The 17,912-nt window shown below is 39.5% G+C and carries 15 protein-coding genes and 1 tRNA gene; 9 read left to right on the forward strand and 7 right to left on the reverse strand.

Going from position 1 to position 17,912, the window contains the following annotated elements; genetic code table 11:
* The first annotated feature begins 18 nt into the window (after window positions 1–18).
* Window positions 19–777, forward strand: coding sequence for a DNA polymerase III subunit epsilon (gene dnaQ, locus HMPREF3129_RS15685; RefSeq protein ID WP_004247299.1), 759 nt, complete (start codon window positions 19–21; stop codon window positions 775–777).
* 122 nt (window positions 778–899) lie between these two features.
* A tRNA-Asp gene (locus HMPREF3129_RS15690) sits at window positions 900–976 on the forward strand.
* Between the two features lie 122 nt (window positions 977–1,098).
* Here HMPREF3129_RS15690 and HMPREF3129_RS15695 read toward each other — a convergent pair.
* The 6 genes from HMPREF3129_RS15695 to HMPREF3129_RS15715 all read right to left on the reverse strand — a co-directional run bounded on the left by HMPREF3129_RS15695 (window position 1,099) and on the right by HMPREF3129_RS15715 (window position 6,711).
* Window positions 1,099–2,355 carry a hypothetical protein gene (locus HMPREF3129_RS15695; protein WP_004247300.1) on the reverse strand — a complete coding sequence of 419 codons (1,257 nt, stop codon included), beginning with the start codon at window positions 2,353–2,355 and terminating at the stop codon, window positions 1,099–1,101.
* Window positions 2,355–4,130, reverse strand: a complete 1,776-nt coding sequence (locus HMPREF3129_RS15700) for a TcfC E-set like domain-containing protein (protein ID WP_254668260.1) — start codon at window positions 4,128–4,130, stop codon at window positions 2,355–2,357. Before HMPREF3129_RS15700 ends, HMPREF3129_RS15695 begins: the two co-directional genes overlap by 1 nt.
* A gap of 57 nt (window positions 4,131–4,187) precedes the next feature.
* The gene (locus HMPREF3129_RS19045) at window positions 4,188–4,766 is read right to left on the reverse strand and encodes a hypothetical protein (protein ID WP_254668261.1); all 579 of its coding nucleotides are present in this window, start codon (window positions 4,764–4,766) and stop codon (window positions 4,188–4,190) included.
* A 151-nt stretch (window positions 4,767–4,917) separates the two neighbouring features.
* Window positions 4,918–5,439 (reverse strand): CS1 type fimbrial major subunit, encoded by a 522-nt coding sequence (locus HMPREF3129_RS15705; protein ID WP_004247302.1) that lies wholly within the window; start codon window positions 5,437–5,439, stop codon window positions 4,918–4,920.
* A gap of 98 nt (window positions 5,440–5,537) precedes the next feature.
* On the reverse strand, window positions 5,538–6,293 hold the full coding sequence (locus tag HMPREF3129_RS15710; protein ID WP_004247303.1) for a hypothetical protein: 756 nt from the start codon (window positions 6,291–6,293) through the stop codon (window positions 5,538–5,540).
* A 115-nt stretch (window positions 6,294–6,408) separates the two neighbouring features.
* Window positions 6,409–6,711, reverse strand: coding sequence for a helix-turn-helix domain-containing protein (locus HMPREF3129_RS15715; protein ID WP_036919846.1), 303 nt, complete (start codon window positions 6,709–6,711; stop codon window positions 6,409–6,411).
* A gap of 703 nt (window positions 6,712–7,414) precedes the next feature.
* On the opposite strand from HMPREF3129_RS15715, the gene HMPREF3129_RS15720 reads away from it, so the two are divergent.
* Window positions 7,415–8,395: a FecCD family ABC transporter permease gene (locus tag HMPREF3129_RS15720; protein WP_223232014.1), complete on the forward strand. Its 981-nt coding sequence runs from the start codon at window positions 7,415–7,417 to the stop codon at window positions 8,393–8,395.
* The gene (locus HMPREF3129_RS15725; RefSeq protein WP_036919849.1) at window positions 8,395–9,189 is read left to right on the forward strand and encodes an ABC transporter ATP-binding protein; all 795 of its coding nucleotides are present in this window, start codon (window positions 8,395–8,397) and stop codon (window positions 9,187–9,189) included. Before HMPREF3129_RS15720 ends, HMPREF3129_RS15725 begins: the two co-directional genes overlap by 1 nt.
* A 70-nt stretch (window positions 9,190–9,259) precedes the next feature.
* On the opposite strand, the gene HMPREF3129_RS15730 is transcribed toward HMPREF3129_RS15725, so the two are convergent.
* Entirely contained in the window at window positions 9,260–10,096 is an 837-nt protein-coding gene (locus HMPREF3129_RS15730) for an HpcH/HpaI aldolase/citrate lyase family protein (RefSeq protein WP_036919852.1), read from the reverse strand.
* Window positions 10,097–10,309: 213 nt separating this feature from the next.
* On the opposite strand from HMPREF3129_RS15730, the gene HMPREF3129_RS15735 reads away from it, so the two are divergent.
* The 5 genes from HMPREF3129_RS15735 to HMPREF3129_RS15755 are packed head-to-tail and all read left to right on the forward strand — an operon-like array spanning window position 10,310 to window position 17,912.
* Window positions 10,310–12,193 carry an IucA/IucC family protein gene (locus tag HMPREF3129_RS15735; RefSeq protein WP_036919854.1) on the forward strand — a complete coding sequence of 628 codons (1,884 nt, stop codon included), beginning with the start codon at window positions 10,310–10,312 and terminating at the stop codon, window positions 12,191–12,193.
* A gap of 10 nt (window positions 12,194–12,203) precedes the next feature.
* Complete coding sequence (locus HMPREF3129_RS15740; protein ID WP_036919855.1) at window positions 12,204–14,315, forward strand: TonB-dependent receptor; 2,112 nt, start codon at window positions 12,204–12,206, stop codon at window positions 14,313–14,315.
* An 11-nt stretch (window positions 14,316–14,326) separates the two neighbouring features.
* Window positions 14,327–15,730 (forward strand): Y4yA family PLP-dependent enzyme, encoded by a 1,404-nt coding sequence (locus HMPREF3129_RS15745; protein ID WP_036919857.1) that lies wholly within the window; start codon window positions 14,327–14,329, stop codon window positions 15,728–15,730.
* Between the two features lie 11 nt (window positions 15,731–15,741).
* Entirely contained in the window at window positions 15,742–16,758 is a 1,017-nt protein-coding gene (locus HMPREF3129_RS15750; RefSeq protein ID WP_004244961.1) for a PLP-dependent cysteine synthase family protein, read from the forward strand.
* Window positions 16,755–17,912, forward strand: coding sequence for an NAD/NADP-dependent octopine/nopaline dehydrogenase family protein (locus HMPREF3129_RS15755; protein WP_036919859.1), 1,158 nt, complete (start codon window positions 16,755–16,757; stop codon window positions 17,910–17,912). Before HMPREF3129_RS15750 ends, HMPREF3129_RS15755 begins: the two co-directional genes overlap by 4 nt.

The raw sequence follows: 17,912 nt of genomic DNA on the forward strand, positions 1-17,912 counted from the left end.
CTGACATAAAAACGGATTATGAGCACTCCAATCACACGACAAATTGTACTAGATACCGAAACAACCGGTATGAACAAACTGGGCGTTCACTATGAAGGCCATAATATCATTGAAATTGGTGCCGTTGAGGTTATCAATCGTCGCTTAACTGGGCGAAATTTCCATGTTTATATAAAACCAGAAAGATTGGTTGATCCTGAAGCTTTTGAAGTTCACGGGATCAGTGACGAATTTTTAGAGGATTGTCCTTCATTTGCAGAAATAGCAGATGAGTTTTTAGCGTATATTCGTGGTGCAGAATTAATTATCCATAACGCCTCGTTTGATATCGGCTTTATGGATTATGAGTTTCAGAAGCTTAACCGTGATATTCCTCTCACAGAAACTTTTTGCCAAATAACCGATAGCCTTGCTATGGCAAGGGAGTTATTTCCTGGCAAACGCAATAATCTAGATGCGTTATGTGACAGATATTTAATTGATAACTCCAAACGAACACTGCACGGCGCATTATTAGATGCCGAGATCCTCGCTGATGTTTACTTAGCTATGACCGGTGGGCAAACCGCATTAGCTTTTTCAATGGAAGGTGAACCGAGCGAAGAGCAAAAAGGGGATGATATACAACGTATTGTACGACCAGTGCGTGGATTAAGAGTAATAAAAGCCTCTGCAGAAGAGTTAGTTGCGCACGAAGCTCGGTTAGATTTAGTGGTGAAAAAAGGAGGCCACTGTTTATGGCGTCCAGCTCCTGCTTCGAATGATGAAACTGCATAAAGGTAAAGTGATATAAATAGAGTGTTGAGATTAAAAACTATCCAAACGCATCTTTTTGTTAGAAAAATAGTTGACGACAAGGTAAGAGATTCGTAATATTCATCTCGTCCGAAAGGATACGCGGAGCGGTAGTTCAGTTGGTTAGAATACCTGCCTGTCACGCAGGGGGTCGCGGGTTCGAGTCCCGTCCGTTCCGCCAGAATATGACGCCATGCTATTGATTAGCATGGCGTTTTTTTTTAGGTTATGATGGAATACCATTATTGACTTACTTAGATTTGGATATTTCGTATTGATAATCTCACCATTTTTATGGTCATCCTAATATATTTGGGGGTCAAAAATAATAGTAACCGTTCCACGGTAAGTATCAGGTCTTGTTAAAAGCATTTTATCGACATCATGTTGCGCTACCAGAAAATCAATATTCCCCTTACGATTACTTCCAATATCTTTTGTTAAAAACGTATTATTTACTATATCCTTATGGATTGGCATTAGCGCACGTGTAACCGTGCTATTGGTTTTCTGATTAATAATATTATTTGGTAAGCTCAAATACGCTTTTACTGGAACCAGTTGACCATTATTGTCACTTTTTATGGCACAATTTTCACCGTGAACATATTGGCATTGTATATAAGTCGTAAATGCACCTGTTGAAGACAGTAAAAAATCACTTCGAGCAGTAAGCTGAGGTGTAATTTTCGTTATCATCCAACGTTCCCAGTTTTGCTTTCCTTGCTCTTCGGTACAAATTTTACCTGCGCTACAAGGTTGCAATGATAACGCACGACTTTCAGGCGTTGTAGTGACGATTAAATCATGATTAACAGAAAGAATAAGATTGATATCAACAACGCTGTCACTGGCTTGGTAATTATCGCCAAAATCAAAGTCGCCTCCTGGTCCTACAGTAAATGATAATTTCCCTTTATAGGTCCCTGATCCTACGGTTAATAAGTTATCTTTAGCCACTAATGAATAACCCATGCTCATGTCATAAAATCGGTGAGGTTCGGTTCTGTTTATGGTACTTATTTTATAACAGGGGGAAGTGTTGTTTGATGTTTTCCAAATAAATTGGATCCAGCTTCCTGAGCCTGACCCTCCTCCCCATGAAGGAGTATAAAAAGTACAGCCCCCTCCCCGAGGTGCGCTAAAATCTTTGCCTTCATCCCAACTAGATGAACTGCTATTTGTTGTAAGTTGTGAAGAATAACTAGTAACCCTAAATATAACGTCAAATGTTTCACCAGTATTCTGATTTCTTACTGTAAGTATTCTAGGGGTTTTAGGAAAATTAAAGTAAGCACCTTCACGAGGTTTATTTTTAGCAACAATAGGATATGAAATTGTTGTTGTTAACGGCAAATAAACACTGACATCATTAGCATCGCAATATTTTGGCCATCGAGAACAATATCCGCTTCTGGGGGTTGTATTTGTAAAAATACCATCACTATTACTGTTATTTATTGCGGGGGTGAATTTTGCGGTTAAATTAATCGTTGCACTATTAACAACCGCACTCATTGCGAGCATAACAGTGCCAAGAATGTAATGATAATAGCGCATTACATATCTCCTATTGGTGAACAATGAATAACTGGGAAAAACTGTACGTCTTTTCCTGGTGATAGGACATCAGGTAATTGACACGATAACGCCGGTGATTGACTATTGCCTAAGACCGTTAATTTTTGGTTATTAATACCTGAATCTAATGTCAAAACGCCTTCTGCATTAATAATCCCACTGCTGATATCACTAGTAACCTGACGATGCTTTAATATTTGACCAAAGTTATCTTGTAGCATTGCCACCAGCACTGTTGTTTTGACGGCTTTTAATTTTAAATATTTCACACTACCCCGGTTCATATTTATCGATTCATACTCAGGAAAAACTTTGCCGTTATTTGTACCCATGCTGTAAAAATGAATAGGCTCATTTTTCCAGATATCAGTAGGAATGATATTTCGTCCCTGAAATAATTTTGTTTCTTTGATACTGTCTGAGGCGACAATTTGCATATCGGGATCATCTGACTCTAAGTCAACGATAAATGCCGATTCCATCCCTAAACTGCGTTCGCCACTACTCACCGCAAAATTTCCTTCACCCAACACCAGTGTTTGACTTATGTTGATCCCCGCTGTTGTGCTTTTGTCTTGCACGTAATGCTGGACATATGCATCACCACTTAGTGTTCGACTTTCCAAGGCGCCGTTACCGCTAATGAGTGTATTTTCACTACTTTGTGATATTCCTGCACCTAACCAACGAACAGCCCCTTCATCTTGGGGTTGCCATTGGTAATTTAGGCTAGAATAACTATTGCTATCGTTAATACCTGCATCTACTGATAAAGTATGTTTTGCACTCGGCATTACTGACAGGCTGACGCCTAGTGCCACACCCTGTTCCCGATTTTTTTGATTAAACCCGGGGCGGTCATACGCACTTAACCGAAAATTAACATCTCGATTAGCCAAAATCGCTTTTGTTGTCAATGCGGTATCAATCTCAACTCCTTCTCTTGATGGGGTTTTCATATATTGTCCATTCAATGTCAGTGAGCTAGACCAAGGTAATTGGGTGAATAGTGAAGCTCCCCAAGTATTTCCTACTTGTTGAGACGACTCTGTTAAACGATAATTTTGATTGGAAGTTCGACGCCAAAATACATTCATTGAATTCCCCGGTGAAAGTGTTCGGTAATAGCGTAAATCCACGCCTGAATTTTTTCGGGTATCTTCATTAGTCAGGGTGTATTGAGCAAAAAAACTATCATCAGAAGATAATGTTATATTTGATCTTGCACTGAGTTGATAGTTATCAGCCGATATCAAGAGGCTACTTCCTAAAATGACACGGGGGGTGAATAAGTAATCTATGGCTCCGCCACCAATAAATGCGCTATCATTTTCAGTTGTATTCTTACTACTAAGAACTAAATCCTTTTTTTGTCCTCCCCATAAATTCAAACGCCATTTTTGATTAGGGTTTTGCCACCCTAGCGGTTTGTATACTTGAGCCGTTTGAGTATCCACAACTTTACCATTTTCAAGGGTATTAATTGTTATGTTATAAATACCACTAGGTAAACGCCGTGTGTCAATGGCTTGCATGCCAGGTTGCAGTTGTTGTGAATAGATGAGCCGATTATCTAGCCATACTTCTGCGATCCCTTGATTGGCGGCCGTGATATAAATAGGGGAGGCACTGACACTTTCGTTATTTATCAATAATGCATTTGATGTTCCCCACATCACTCCGGCGACAGAGCCTGTATTAAATCCGTTGGTTTCGACATTTCCTTTATCCGTATCTGGAGAAAAAATGCCCAAGCGGATAAAGCTACCGGCTAATTCTTTTTGGGTGTATAGCGCATAAATATTGGTTTCTTATGATTGGTTGGCCTGATTAGAGCCATAGGACTGTAGTGATATATTTTGCGTCCAGCCGAAAAGAGATGAAATTACGGATGAACTAAAATTCCAGGTCTTTGCTGAATGCACTGAAACGGCTGACAAATTATTGTGCATAATGACACCATTTGGCAAAGCGCTAGGCAAATAGATATAATCACTTTTCACTTGTTCAGTTTCATAGTGCGAAGTAAATAATTTTAATGAAGAATTATCTAGTCGATATTCAGCAGAGACGAGTCCTGCGGGGCAGGAAGTATCACAAGCACCTAATGAGATGCCTTTTTGTAAAATCTCAGCCCATTCATTTTTAACTTGCGGTTTAATATCAGGTTCTTCATCTAAAATTCTCAAGAGATTAATTTGTCCATTTTCATGAAGTGAAAAGACAGCTTCAAAAAGGGGAGAATCATTAAGATACACTTGAGAAACAATTTCTGAGTTATAAAAATATTGCTTAAATTCACTCGGTATTTTTATTGTATTATTTGCCAGGAATACACTTGATCCTAAGGCGATTTCTGGTATTAACATTAATGCAAATAATACTTTCATATCACATATACTCACTAAATCACTGTATACTTATGTAACAAAAGCGTTCCGATGCTTAATAAGCACAAAAATATTCTTATCAGAACGAAATGTGGTTAGCCTAGGTAACAAGAAGGAAGGCTCTAAAGAGCCCCCTTAGTTGAATAATTTATTAGCTTTCAGGCTCAACTGGAGTCTCAACTACAGGCTCAAAAACCATGGCTACTTGGCCTGTAAAAGAGCCTGTTACTGTTAGAGGGGTATCAGTTTGTTGTGTAATACGAAGGTTGGTACGACCGCCTGTTTTGGCATCATCAGCATTAACTACAGTGCTAGGCGTTTTACTGAGTGTTACGCCGTTAAAAATGACTGCTAATGGAATGGTATCATTACCATTTGATAAGATTGCGGTACCCTTTGAGTCAGTATTTGTTAAAGTTGCTTGAATCCCCCCAGAGGTGTTTTTATATTGAAATTGCTTGGTGAAATCTTGTAATTTACGGGTGCCTAAATCGAAAGCCATTTCTTGTGTTTGGTTTATCCAACCACTCTCAACAGGGATAACCTGAAAAGATTCTGTAGGAATAGTTGCCGTTAAATCGATAGCATAGCGTTGTTCATCTGCTGCGTGAGCTACCATTGAACCTAAGGCGCCACAAGATAGAAATATAATGGATAATGATCTTTTTAACATTTAGAAATACCTCATATATTATGATTGATAAAAAATAAAACAAATAAACTCTATTTATTTGCGATTACTGAAGTTTAAATTAGTTGTTTAGATTAATATTAATAATTAAACGTGTTAGATTTATCACCTTCGATTAATACAAAGTCAATTTTATTATTTATTTTTTTTTGTAGAACAAATTCTCTTCCTGGTAAGATAATTTCTCGCGCTTTATTCTCACAGTGTGACTTTATATTTTCACAATAACGGATATTATCCAATATAATGGTGGCGTTTCCTTTATTTTTTATTGAAATTTGTTTATTTGTGTCATCAATAACGGTATTAAATAAGGGATTTTTAGCTTGCATCACAACCACACTGCCGTAGCCAGTTAACACATTAACTCCCACATCCAATGCGTTTTTTTTGTATTGTGTTATTTCATCTTTGCTCATTCCAAAACCATCATTTTCTTCAGGAAGAACGGGAGTAAAACGAATTCTAAAATAACGTTCTTTTTCTCTATCCCCTGGCCATAGTATGCGGACTGACTGAAAACTTGATGGTGGAATAATTAATCTCAATGGGGAGACAATCAGCCGTTCTTGCGTTAATGAACCTTCTTTAATTTCTTTTTGTGCTGATTCACGCTGATTCATTTTTGGATCAGCATCAATTTCCAATATCTCAACACGAACAAACGCAGTAGATGTTCCTGTGTTATATACGCGCTTGGTGAGGCTTTGGGTTTCTGGTGTAAAAACATCATACATACTACCAATGCCAATAGAAGGTGAAGCATAGACTGATGTTGTTATACTTATTAATGATAATACAGAATAAATTAAAATAAAGTTAAGACGTTTAAGCATATATAATCCAATCTTTATGTAATTAAATAATAATTCAAAATAATATAAATAGTAAATTTAAATCATATTAAGACTTAAATTAATTCCAGTAAAATAGATTGATGTTAAATGCAGTCTAGTTTATTAGTGTTAATTCAGTATTGAATTGTTGTTGACGCTGGTATTCAGTTAAAATTTCACCGGGATCTTCATAAAATACCTCAGTAACTAAATCAAATATTGTCTTATCCAATTCATTTAATAAATATAAAATAATTTCGATTGTAAAATTTGTTTGTCCTCGTTCTAATCGAGAAATATGTTGTTGGGAAAGATTTAATTTTTTTCCTAGGCTTTTCCCTGAGATACCTAGTAGTGTCCTATGTCTTCGAATAAATGAACCAACACGAACATTTATGTTTACTGTATTATATTTCATTAACACCTTTCACCTGTTTTTTTTGAAATAAAATAAAGGGTATACCTAAATTATTAGGGTAAGCATCTGGGTTGTTGGAAGGAAAGGGTAGGGTAAATTAGCCAGCAGTGGAAATAGTTTAAAACGATCTGTTTTGTCTTTTTTGATAGCTTTTAACTATCATTGTGTGTTTTATCGATCGTTTATATCAATATTTTTTTGCCTTTTAATATTTTACTTTATGATTTTAAAATAGTTTTTTATAGCATATAAAGATACGCAAAGAAATTATAACTCTAGTTATTATATTATAATTGAAATATTAATTCATATGATGCAATGGTATGTGACACATTACTCATTTTAGTTGTTTTTTGGGCTAGTCATTAGCTATAGGATCATCATGGGTAATTGAGCTTTAGTGATGAATAAAGTATCTGTTGAAATGTTTAAGTTTTATTTGCTATTAAATAAGAGCAATTCATATCAACTGGTAGCTTTATTTTACCTATTACATCTTGCTATTGATAATAGTAACTATTATCGTTATAGTTTTAATTAGCATTAGCTTGCTATAATATCGCTTATACCTAGCGTGGGGTAACTAACAGGCTAACATTCAATGAGCGAAAATAGAGCGTCTAAACAACACTCAAGTAAAACAACAAAAGCAAGGGTAGTGAAGGAATATCAGCGACAGATACTTCGTCGTTTTTTTTACTTAATGATATTAGGGGGCGTGTTATGTAGCGTTTTGATCCTTGATTTTACTTTAGGGCCTTCAGGATTATCGCTGACTGAACTGTGGAATACACTAATATCGCCAGAAACTGCCGATGCTGGCACTCGGGTTATTGTGTGGGATATCAGGCTACCTTACTCCCTTATGGCGGTTGTCGTTGGAATGTCACTCGGGTTAGCGGGTGCTGAAATGCAAACTATACTCAATAACCCGCTGGCAAGTCCCTTTACGCTTGGCGTCTCTTCTGCCGCTGCTTTTGGTGCTGCTTTAGCGATTGTTTTAGGAATTGGTATTCCGGGGGTTCCTGCTCAGTGGTTTATTTCAGTTAATGCGTTTATTTTCGCATTACTGGCAACGTTGTTACTGGACTTTATCTCACGTTGGATGCGAGTTTCTACCTCTGGAATTATTCTCTTTGGCATAGCGTTAGTGTTTACTTTTAATGCTGCCGTTTCCATTATGCAATTTATCGCTAACGAAGATACGCTTCAGGGATTAGTGTTCTGGACAATGGGTAGCCTTAATCGGGCATCGTGGGATAAGTTATACATTTTATTGGTTGTATTAGTGATAATCTTCCCCTTGTCATTGATGAATGCTTGGAAACTGACGGCACTTCGTCTAGGGGAAGATCGTGCGATGAGCTTTGGGATCAACGTCAGACGCTTACGCCTAACAACATTACTTCGTATTAGCATCATTTCTGCCTTGGCGGTGGCATTTGTTGGCCCAATAGGTTTTATTGGATTAGTCGCACCCCATATTGCTCGGATGACTTTTGGCGAAGATCATCGTTTTTATTTGCCCGCAAGTGCTCTTATTGGCGCATTGGTATTATCGATAGCTTCTTTAGTCTCCAAAAACCTTTTGTCTGGTGTGATTATTCCGGTGGGAATTGTGACTTCTCTTGTGGGTATCCCTTTCTTTGTTAGTATCATTTTGCGTCATCGCGGGAGAATATAATGAACACGGGATTGAATGTTGGGTTGCGTATTGAAAAGCTTTCTACGGGATATTCGAAGCGAGAAATCATTAAAGAATTAACGGTCTCACTGCTTCCACGAGGGAAAATTACTGTTCTTTTAGGGCCTAATGGCAGTGGTAAATCGACGTTGTTAAGGGCGCTTGCTGGGCTTAATAGCGCACAAGGAAAGCTTTTTCTTGGTGATGATGAATTACTCTCCCTCTCTTTTTCTAAACGAGCAGAGCAGGTGGTTTATTTGCCACAAACTCTACCTGCGGGTGTTCATTTGAGTGTCTTGGAGTCAATTCTGGTTGCAAGACGAGCTTTAGGTGAACATCGTTCTCATTCAGCGAATGATGAAGTTATAGATCTATTAGAACAACTGGGAATTTCACATTTAGCTATGCGATATCTTGATGAGTTATCCGGTGGGCAAAAACAATTGGTGGGGCTTGCTCAATCACTAATTCGACGACCAAGTTTATTATTGCTAGATGAACCACTCAGCGCACTCGATCTTAATTATCAGTTTCATGTGATGGAATTAATCGCGAGAGAAACCAAGAAACGTAATATGATTACTGTGGTTGTTGTTCACGATATTAATATTGCATTACGCCATGGAGAGTATGTATTAATGCTTAAAAATGGGGAGCTAGTTGCCAATGGTTTACCAACTGAGGTGATCACACCAGAAATACTCGCTGATGTTTATCGCGTTAGCGCCCGTATTGAACGATGCTCTAGAGGCCATCCACAGGTATTAATTGATGGGAGGATAAATGATATATAGCATTTTTAAACCACTCAAATAATTGTATTTGATATGATGACTATACTTATTTGGGTGGTCTTTGATAGATTCAATTAGGTTTATATTTACCATTGATAATACGCGTGGCTTGTTTTATTAAAGGTAAATCAATCATCTCCCCATTAATCTGAAAAGCATAACTGGCTGTTGATTGCTTAACCACTTCTTGCGCCCATTTAATTTTTTCCTCAGTAAGTTTAAATGCCTTATTAACAGTATCTATTTGATCCGGATGAATACAGAGTTTAGCGCCAAATCCAAGAGCGCGAGCATGGTTGGCATCCATTAATAATGTATTAGGTGTGCAAAATTCAGGGGTGACACAGTCAATAGGGGAGATAAGGTTGGCAATGCGTGAAGCGATAACGATTCGGCTTCTTGCGTATAGCAACGCTTCTGCTGTTTGTTGGCAATCAATATCTAGTGAGTAATCTAATGAGCCGAATGCTAATCTCGTTACACCACTATTGGCAATCTCTTCACAATGGTGCACTCCACGCGCTGTTTCTATAATGCCTATAAATGGTCGCTTTGATATAGCCAGATGAAGTTTTGATTTTATATAGGAAAGTATTTCCGCATCTTCCAGTTTTGGGATCATTACTCCTGTCATTAGCGTTTCATTTAATGAATTTAATAGATCAACATCGTTTTTAAATTCTTTCTCTTTAGGATGATTTATTCTGATATATATACTGGTGTTAATGATGGTGTTATTTATTGTCGTTAGCCAATTTTGAATGTTGTCACGTCCGAGCGGTTTTTCATCAGGATGAACCGCATCTTCAAGATCAAGAATGATCGCATTTGCACCATAAGTTAACGCTTTGGAAATCATAACTTCTTTATTAGCAGGGACAAACAGATAGCTAATCTCTTCGTTCATATTTACCTACCTTAGTAATAAATATAATGTATCTTCCATAAAAACGAATAATTATGAGAATGAGATTGATTATTATTTACATCATCATTTTCTGATGGTAGCTTACTCATCAACCTTTTTCAAGACGCTCGAAAAAGTAAAAAAAGGTTAAGTAACCCCCCAAGATAGATAAATTTAAATTAATTGTTTAAGCCTTATTTCTTTGGGAGAAAAATGATGGAGACGGTAGAGAAAAAGAGTATTGCAGGGCAACAAACTGCTATACAAACAGATTTTTCAACACGTAATGCCCTTGCTCGTATCATTCGCTGTCTTTTTGCAGAAAAATTATTGGATGATAATAAACTGCAAGTTTTCAATGATGAAAATAACGTTAAGTACCCGCTTTCTGATGGGATACATATCCTTCAATTTAATCAAACGACCGTTTTTCCTGCAAATACCGTTATTAATCGCGGTGATATTATCCTTAAATCAATGGATGGTCACCACCGAATGGTGCAATCCCATGAAGAACTTATGGGGATACTGAAAAACGAGCTTAGTTTCACCCCTACAACGGAGGGAATAACAAAATTCAATAAAGATGTAGCAAACAGTATCCATAATGATCGATTAGCTAGAGCACATCGGTCAAAGTGGCGGGATATGATTTCTAATGAGATGGCACAAGAGGGAACATCTTGTTTTATTGAATGGATAACTCGTCATTACAGTCGGCGTGATGGTGCAACTTTTCTCGATCAGTGGGGCGCTCTTGAAGGTCATTCTTATTACCCAACTTGGAAGTCTAGACCCGGTTTAAGCGATGATGATATTGTCGCACTATCAGCTGAATTTGGTGCACGAGTTAATCTGCGTATCGCAGCCATACAAACCGATATGGTTTATTGTGAGAAGATGCCCCATATTCAGGATATCCATCAATGGTTTTCATCGGCTTTTCCAACCGTTTGGAATAAATGGTGTGAGTGGCTTACAAGTCAACACCAAAACCCACAAAAATGGTTACCTATTCCTCTGCATCCTTGGCATCTTGAACACTGGATCATTGCGCATTTCTCAAAAGAAATAGATGAAGGCATTCTTCTACCATTAGGCCCTCAACTTGAGACCGCGGTATCCATGTCGTTTAGAACCATGCTTCCTACCGCATCTAGATCACCCTTTATCAAATTACCTGTTGCTATCTGGATGACTAGCGAAATGCGCAGCCTTCAAGCCAAATCTATTCATATGGGGCCACGTATTAGTACGATTATTGAGGATATTTTGCGGGTGGATAAGGATTTTGATGGCAAGCTGGACTTTTTCCGAGAAGAAGTGGCGTGGCATTTCCGTCATAACGTGCGTATGGATGACGCTGAAGGTAAGTTTCTCTCAGTCGTATTTCGTGATACGCAAGCATGGGAAAGAAACGATAATTTAATCGCTATCACAGTTGCATCATTATTTACTGAACTCCCACATAAACCCCAACCCCTTATCAGCGAGCTGATCGCATTATCAGGCGACTTACCTGAAACATGGTTTCGTAATTATACCAAAGTCATACTAAAACCCGTTTTAGCGATGTATTTAATTTATGGCATTGCCCTTGAGGCACACCAACAAAATACGCAAGTTTTGTTTGATGATTCCGGTCGTGCGGTCACCATGCTTATTCGTGATTTTGGTGATGGACGCAGTTGGGCTCCAGCACTGCGCCAGCAAGGTTATGAGCTTCAACCTTATATCTGGCCCGGCATTTTACCCACGGTGTTTGAAGATGATATTGAACCTGTCAGAACCTTCGTTGTAGATGCTTGTCTTGTCAGCCATTTACATGAAATTGCGCTTTGTTTAACTCAACTTTATGACATCCCTGATACCCGCATATGGACTGTGATCGGCGAAGAGCTTGAACTTGTGTTTAAAGCACTTCAACCCAGAGTAGAGGCGGATTTTTGGCACAAAGAGCGTGAACATTTTCTCCACCACCCTTGGTATACCCGCTCATTAATGAGCATGCATTTACAGCAATATACTGATTACCGTCTTCAGCATGGGCTTAACAATCCGTTAGCTGGTGAACAAGTAAATAACTCTAAGATCTGAGAGAATAATAATGATCACAAACAAACATTTTTTAGCATTGACTATTGCAGCAAGTTTAATTCCTGATTTCGTCAGCGCGGAAGAGAGAATTATTGTTAACGCAGAGCGCGTTAACCCCCAAACTAAAGGTAGGTTATCACAACAAGCCAACATAGGTTTATTGGGAAATAAAGATATCCAAGATATTCCATTTAGTATTAAAGGATATACCTCGAAATATATTGAGCAACGACAGGCTAAAACTCTTGGCGATGTAATAAAAGATGATCCATCCGTTCAAGTGACATCTCCGTCAGGTGGTATTCTTGATTCCTTTATGATCCGAGGATTCCCTATTGGGGAAGGTAATATTGGTGAAGTTGCCCTCAATGGTGTTTATGGTGTAGCGCCAAATTATCAGTTATTACCTCAATATTTAGAGCGAATAGAATTACTAAAAGGGCCTGGTGCGGGGCTTTATGGTATCTCCCCCAATGGCGGTGTTGGCGGTGTTGTTAACGCTGTGACGAAAAGACCTACTCGTCAGGGAACTAAACAGATTACCACCACTTGGGGATCTGATAATCAACTTGGTGCCTATATAGATGTAGGTAAATTGTGGGTAACCCCAGACGGTGAAATGTGGGGCGTCCGATTTAATGGTGGTGGTAGTGGTGGAGATCTGGCGCTTGATAATACTCATAAAAAAACGGCATTAGGTGCACTCGCTCTTGACTATGGAAAAGATGGATTCACCGTTTCAGTTGATTTATTCGATCAATATCAATATGTCAAATCACCTAATCGTCCTTTTATTGTCTTAGCGGGTATCGATGTTCCTAAGGCCCCTAATGGTCGACGGAATATTGCCCAAAAAGGGATGTGGTGGAACACCCGCGATCAGGGCGTATTACTGCACAGTTCATACGAGCTTAACGATAATCTAACACTCTTCATGAATGCCGGTGGTGGTCGTTCAATCGTTTCACGTATCTCTGAGCAAACCCCAAAGATTATTAACGACAATGGAGATGTTGAATCGGCAATCACTAATTATCGCTTTAATGTACATCGTTATATTTTTGAAACCGGTGTCAGAAGTTACTTTTCAACGAGCGCTATTGATCATCAGATGACATTACAGGCCAGCTATTATCATGACCGTCTTGCTGTTGCGGGTAATGTAGGAAAACAAAAGGTGATTTCTAATATTTATTCACCATCAGAAGTCGATGTTACCCTACCATCGTCTCCAGCAAGCGTTCCCAAAGTATCTTCTAGTCAATTAACTAGCTTTGCCGTTTCGGACATCATGACCATATTGAATGGCAGTGTGGATATTATCCCCGGGATACGTTTGCAAAGAGTGCAAGCCGATAACTTTATGGCTAATGGACAGCGTTCGGCCACTTATGATGAATCAGCGGTGACGCCAATGTTGGGGCTGGTTTACCATCCTTTAGAGTCTGTTTCGCTCTATGCCAACTATATTGAAGGGTTAAGCAAAGGCGATATAGCGCCGAGTTTTGCAAAAAATGCCGGCCAAGTGATGCGTCCTTACCGCTCGCGACAGTACGAAGTTGGGGTTAAGTATGATAACGCGGGAATACAAAGCAGTTTGGCTCTTTTCCAGATAACCAAGCCTAGTGGTGCTATCGATAGCACTGATAATATATTTAATGCTAATAGTGAGCAGCGAAATCGTGGCGTTGAAGTTAACCTTTCTGCGCAGGTTCTGGATAATTTACAAATCTCAGGCAATCTTTCTCTTATTGATGCCGAACTTATCAAATCGCCTACATCTGATATCCGTGGTAACAAACCCGTTGGTGTTTCTCCTCTACAAGCAAATGTAGGGGTGGAATATGATCTTCCTATTTTGCATGGATTGTCATTAAACAGTTATGTCAATTATAGCGCAAAGCAATATGTCAATCAGGAAAATACACAGTCTATCAATTCTTGGACAACGGTAGATATGGGAGCCTCCTATAAAACACGTGTGTATGGTGCGCCTACCACTTTCCGTTTTGATGTACAGAATCTATTTAATCACCATTACTGGTCTGGTGTCGCGTCATATACCACTATTGCACAGGGAGCACCACGTACTTTCCTTGCCTCGGTAAGTGTTGACTTCTAAGAGGGTTCCATATGTCTTCGTTGTTAAATACTTATTACCGAGCAAATGAATCTTGGCAGATCGCTATAACCCAAATATTACCCCCTTATATCGATCCGGTTATTATCCGTTGGTTGGAGACATCCCCTGATACCCTTGTTCATTTAACACAGATATATGGTTCACCCCTTAATATTGTCTGGCCTCATACTGTGGAGCAGAACGTGAATGCCATGGTCGAAGTCGCCAAAACATTTGGTATACAAACCAATTTGTATTATGGGGTTAAAGTCAATAAATCACAGTCATTATTACAAGCCGCTGTTGCTGCGGGAACTGGGGCGGATGTATCTAGCCTATATGAACTCAACGATGCTATTCGTGCGGGATGTAAAGGTACAGAGTTGTGTGCTACAGGCCCTGCCAAAACAACGGCATTTTTACAGGCGTTAATAGTGCAAGGGGCACGGATTGTTATTGATTCACTTGAGGAGATGGACGAGCTTATTCACCTTGCTACAAGGTGGATAAGTCCATCAGGACGTATAAGTATACTGTTGCGTTTTCGTCCTGAGTCTAATCATATCAGTCGTTTTGGTATGTCATCCGCTGAGATCATGACAGCGTTTGAGAAACTTAATTATAGTGACCAAGTAAAGGTTGATGGATTCCATTTCCATCTTAGTGGTTACTCTTCGGTATCTAGGATCAAGGCTTTTTTTGATACCTTACCCTTGATTAGCTACGCACGTGCTTTGGGTTACTCCCCTTATATTATCGATATTGGGGGAGGGTTACCTGTTCAGTATGTAGACAGTCATTGTTATAAGAAATGGCTCTCTACGCAAACACATAAAGACTATCGTACTCGACGAATTCCTGATTCTTTCTATCCATATGGTGGAGAGATAAATGCCCAAGGCTGGCTCACTGAGTTTCTAACCGGAGTCGATCCCACAGGTAAAAGAGTTTGTGATGCATTAATTGAGGAAGGATTAACACTTTGCCTTGAACCCGGAAGGAGCTTGGTTAATCAAAGTGCGATCAGTGTATTTCGTGTCTGTCGAGTTCGTCCATATGATCATGTCGGACATGTTATTTTTGTCGAAGGAACTAGTTTTAGCGCATGTGAAACGTGGTTTAATTCTGAATTCTTAAGTGATCCTCTCCATATTTATCAAAATAACCATCAGCCACTTTCTTCTGCTGGAAATGCTTGGATTGCAGGCCATAGCTGTTTGGACGACGATGTTATCACCAATCGTTTGATCGCTTTTGCACACCTACCAAAGCCAGGTGATTTACTGATATTTGCTAATACCGCAGGTTACCAAATGGATTTACTGGAAAATCAATTTCATCGGCATCCGTTGCCCACAAGATTAACTGCGGTCATAAACTCACATCAAAAACCTATATTTACCATTGATAATTAAGGACTTTTAATATGGTTTTTAGCAAAGTAACTGATTTAATTGGTAATACTCCTATCATTCAATTACCGCTGCTGCAATCGGATACGCGTCTTTATATCAAAGTGGAGAAAAATAATCCCGGAGGCAGTATGAAAGATCGCATGGCGAGAAATATGGTTGTTGCGGCACTGAAATCTGGAAAGATCAAGCCTGGTAGTACAATTGTGGAGTCGTCATCAGGAAATACTGGCATTGGGTTGGCAATCGCTGCTATCGAATTTGGGCTTCGATTTATCGCGGTGGTCGATCACCATGCTGCCCAAGATAAAATTGCTATCATGCGCGCTTTGGGTGCTGAGATCCGCTACGTTAAAGGCGACTATGGTGAAAATGAAGTTGCTGTTGTGGAACGCCAACGTATGGCGGCTGAAATCGCCAATGAAATTCCCGGCGCTATCTTTATGAATCAATCAGATAATGCAGCCAATGCGGGAGGATATGCAGATCTGGTACGTGAACTTATTAGTCAGATAGGCAAAATTGATGCGTGGGTTGGATGTGTAGGTACGGGGGGCTCTATGACAGGGATAGCCCATGGATTAAGGGTTCATAATCCAGAACTTGTAACCATTGCCGTAGAGCCGGAAGGCTCCATCGTATTCGGAAAACCCGGTAAACCATACTATCAATCAGGTACAGGCACCCCACAAGGCGATACAGTGGGGTTAGTGTTGGATTACAGTTGTATTGATTATGGCGAACAAGTCTCTGATGTGTGTGCTTTTGAAACGGCTCGTTACCTTGCTCGTCGTTTTGGTTTACTGGTTGGTGGCTCTACAGGAGGAGTGGTATATAAAGCGCTGGAGTTGATTAATAACAGTACAATTTGCGGAAATGTTGCACTTGCTATGGCCGATGGTGGTGAAAAATATCTGCAGACGATTTTTAATGACACATGGCTTAAAGAGCGAAATCTAATATCGGAGTCAGTCTGGGAACAACTTGATAATTGGTTTTCTTTGCCAACTTGTTTGGGGGATAGCAGATGATCCCAAATGAGAAATTGAGAGTAACACTATGTGGAGCCGGTCGTACAGGGCATCTTGCGGCAATTTTATTTAGCTTAAATCCTGCGATTGACGTCACTCTTTACAGCAGTCGCTCAGAAACTGTGACAGCATATAAAGAAAATGATCATCAACTTCAGGCGGTGATGCCTGATGGTCAAGTTATTAAAACCCGTTCGGTTAGGATGACAGAAGCCATTGATGAGGCGTGCTCTAAGGCAGATATCATCATTATTACGACACCAAGTCATGTACGTGAAAGTTTACTTCAACGTATGGCGCCAATACTGCCGAAACATAAAAACATCTTTGTGGGCGCCATTCCCGGTTTTGCTGGCTTTGACTGGCTGGCTGAAAAAACGTTAGGCGATGCACCCAATATTGTTATATGGGGAATGAAAGATGTTCCCCATATTGCATTTGATCTGCAACCGGGAAAAAGTGTCAGAATGGGGGGCGGAAAATCACAACTCTATGTAGCTGTGCATGGAAGAGAAAAACCGCAATATGCCAATCTTCTTCTCAATTACCTCAAACAACTTTATGACTCACCTATTACGCTACTGACCGATTATCTAGAAATTACCCTAACGCCAGGAAATCCTATTATGCACAGCTCTGTTATCTATGGCCTTATCGGTCCATGGGGACAGTGGCACAATAGGCCTTTTGAGAGCATTCCATGTTGGTGGAACGATTGCCCTGAGTTGGGTGCCTATTTTCTTGCCCGCTGTGATAGGGAGAATCAAGCGTTATGTAATAAAGCAGAAATTGTATTGGGGATTAATCTCAGTTCCGTGCAACCATTACAGCAGGAAATAGTAGCCGCATATGCGGACTCAATTGCTGATCCGCGAACATTACTCAGTGTGTTACGAACGAATAAGGCCTATCAGGGTATTCCTTTACCTCTTATTTCTACAGCACGATCCCATGGTTATATTTTTGACAAACAACATCGGGTTTTTCAGGAAGACATTGCCTATGGACTAGCGCTTCTTGTTGCTCTTGGAGAACGTCTTCGAGTGCCAACACCCTATATAAGAGAAATATATGATTGGTGTTGTGGTTATATGGGAGGAAGTTTGCCTCACCCTCAGCTCCCAATGGATTGGCCAATAATAAGGGTGAAATAG

The organism is Proteus sp. HMSC14B05, from assembly GCF_001808035.1.
In the GTDB taxonomy this organism is placed as follows: domain Bacteria; phylum Pseudomonadota; class Gammaproteobacteria; order Enterobacterales; family Enterobacteriaceae; genus Proteus; species Proteus mirabilis.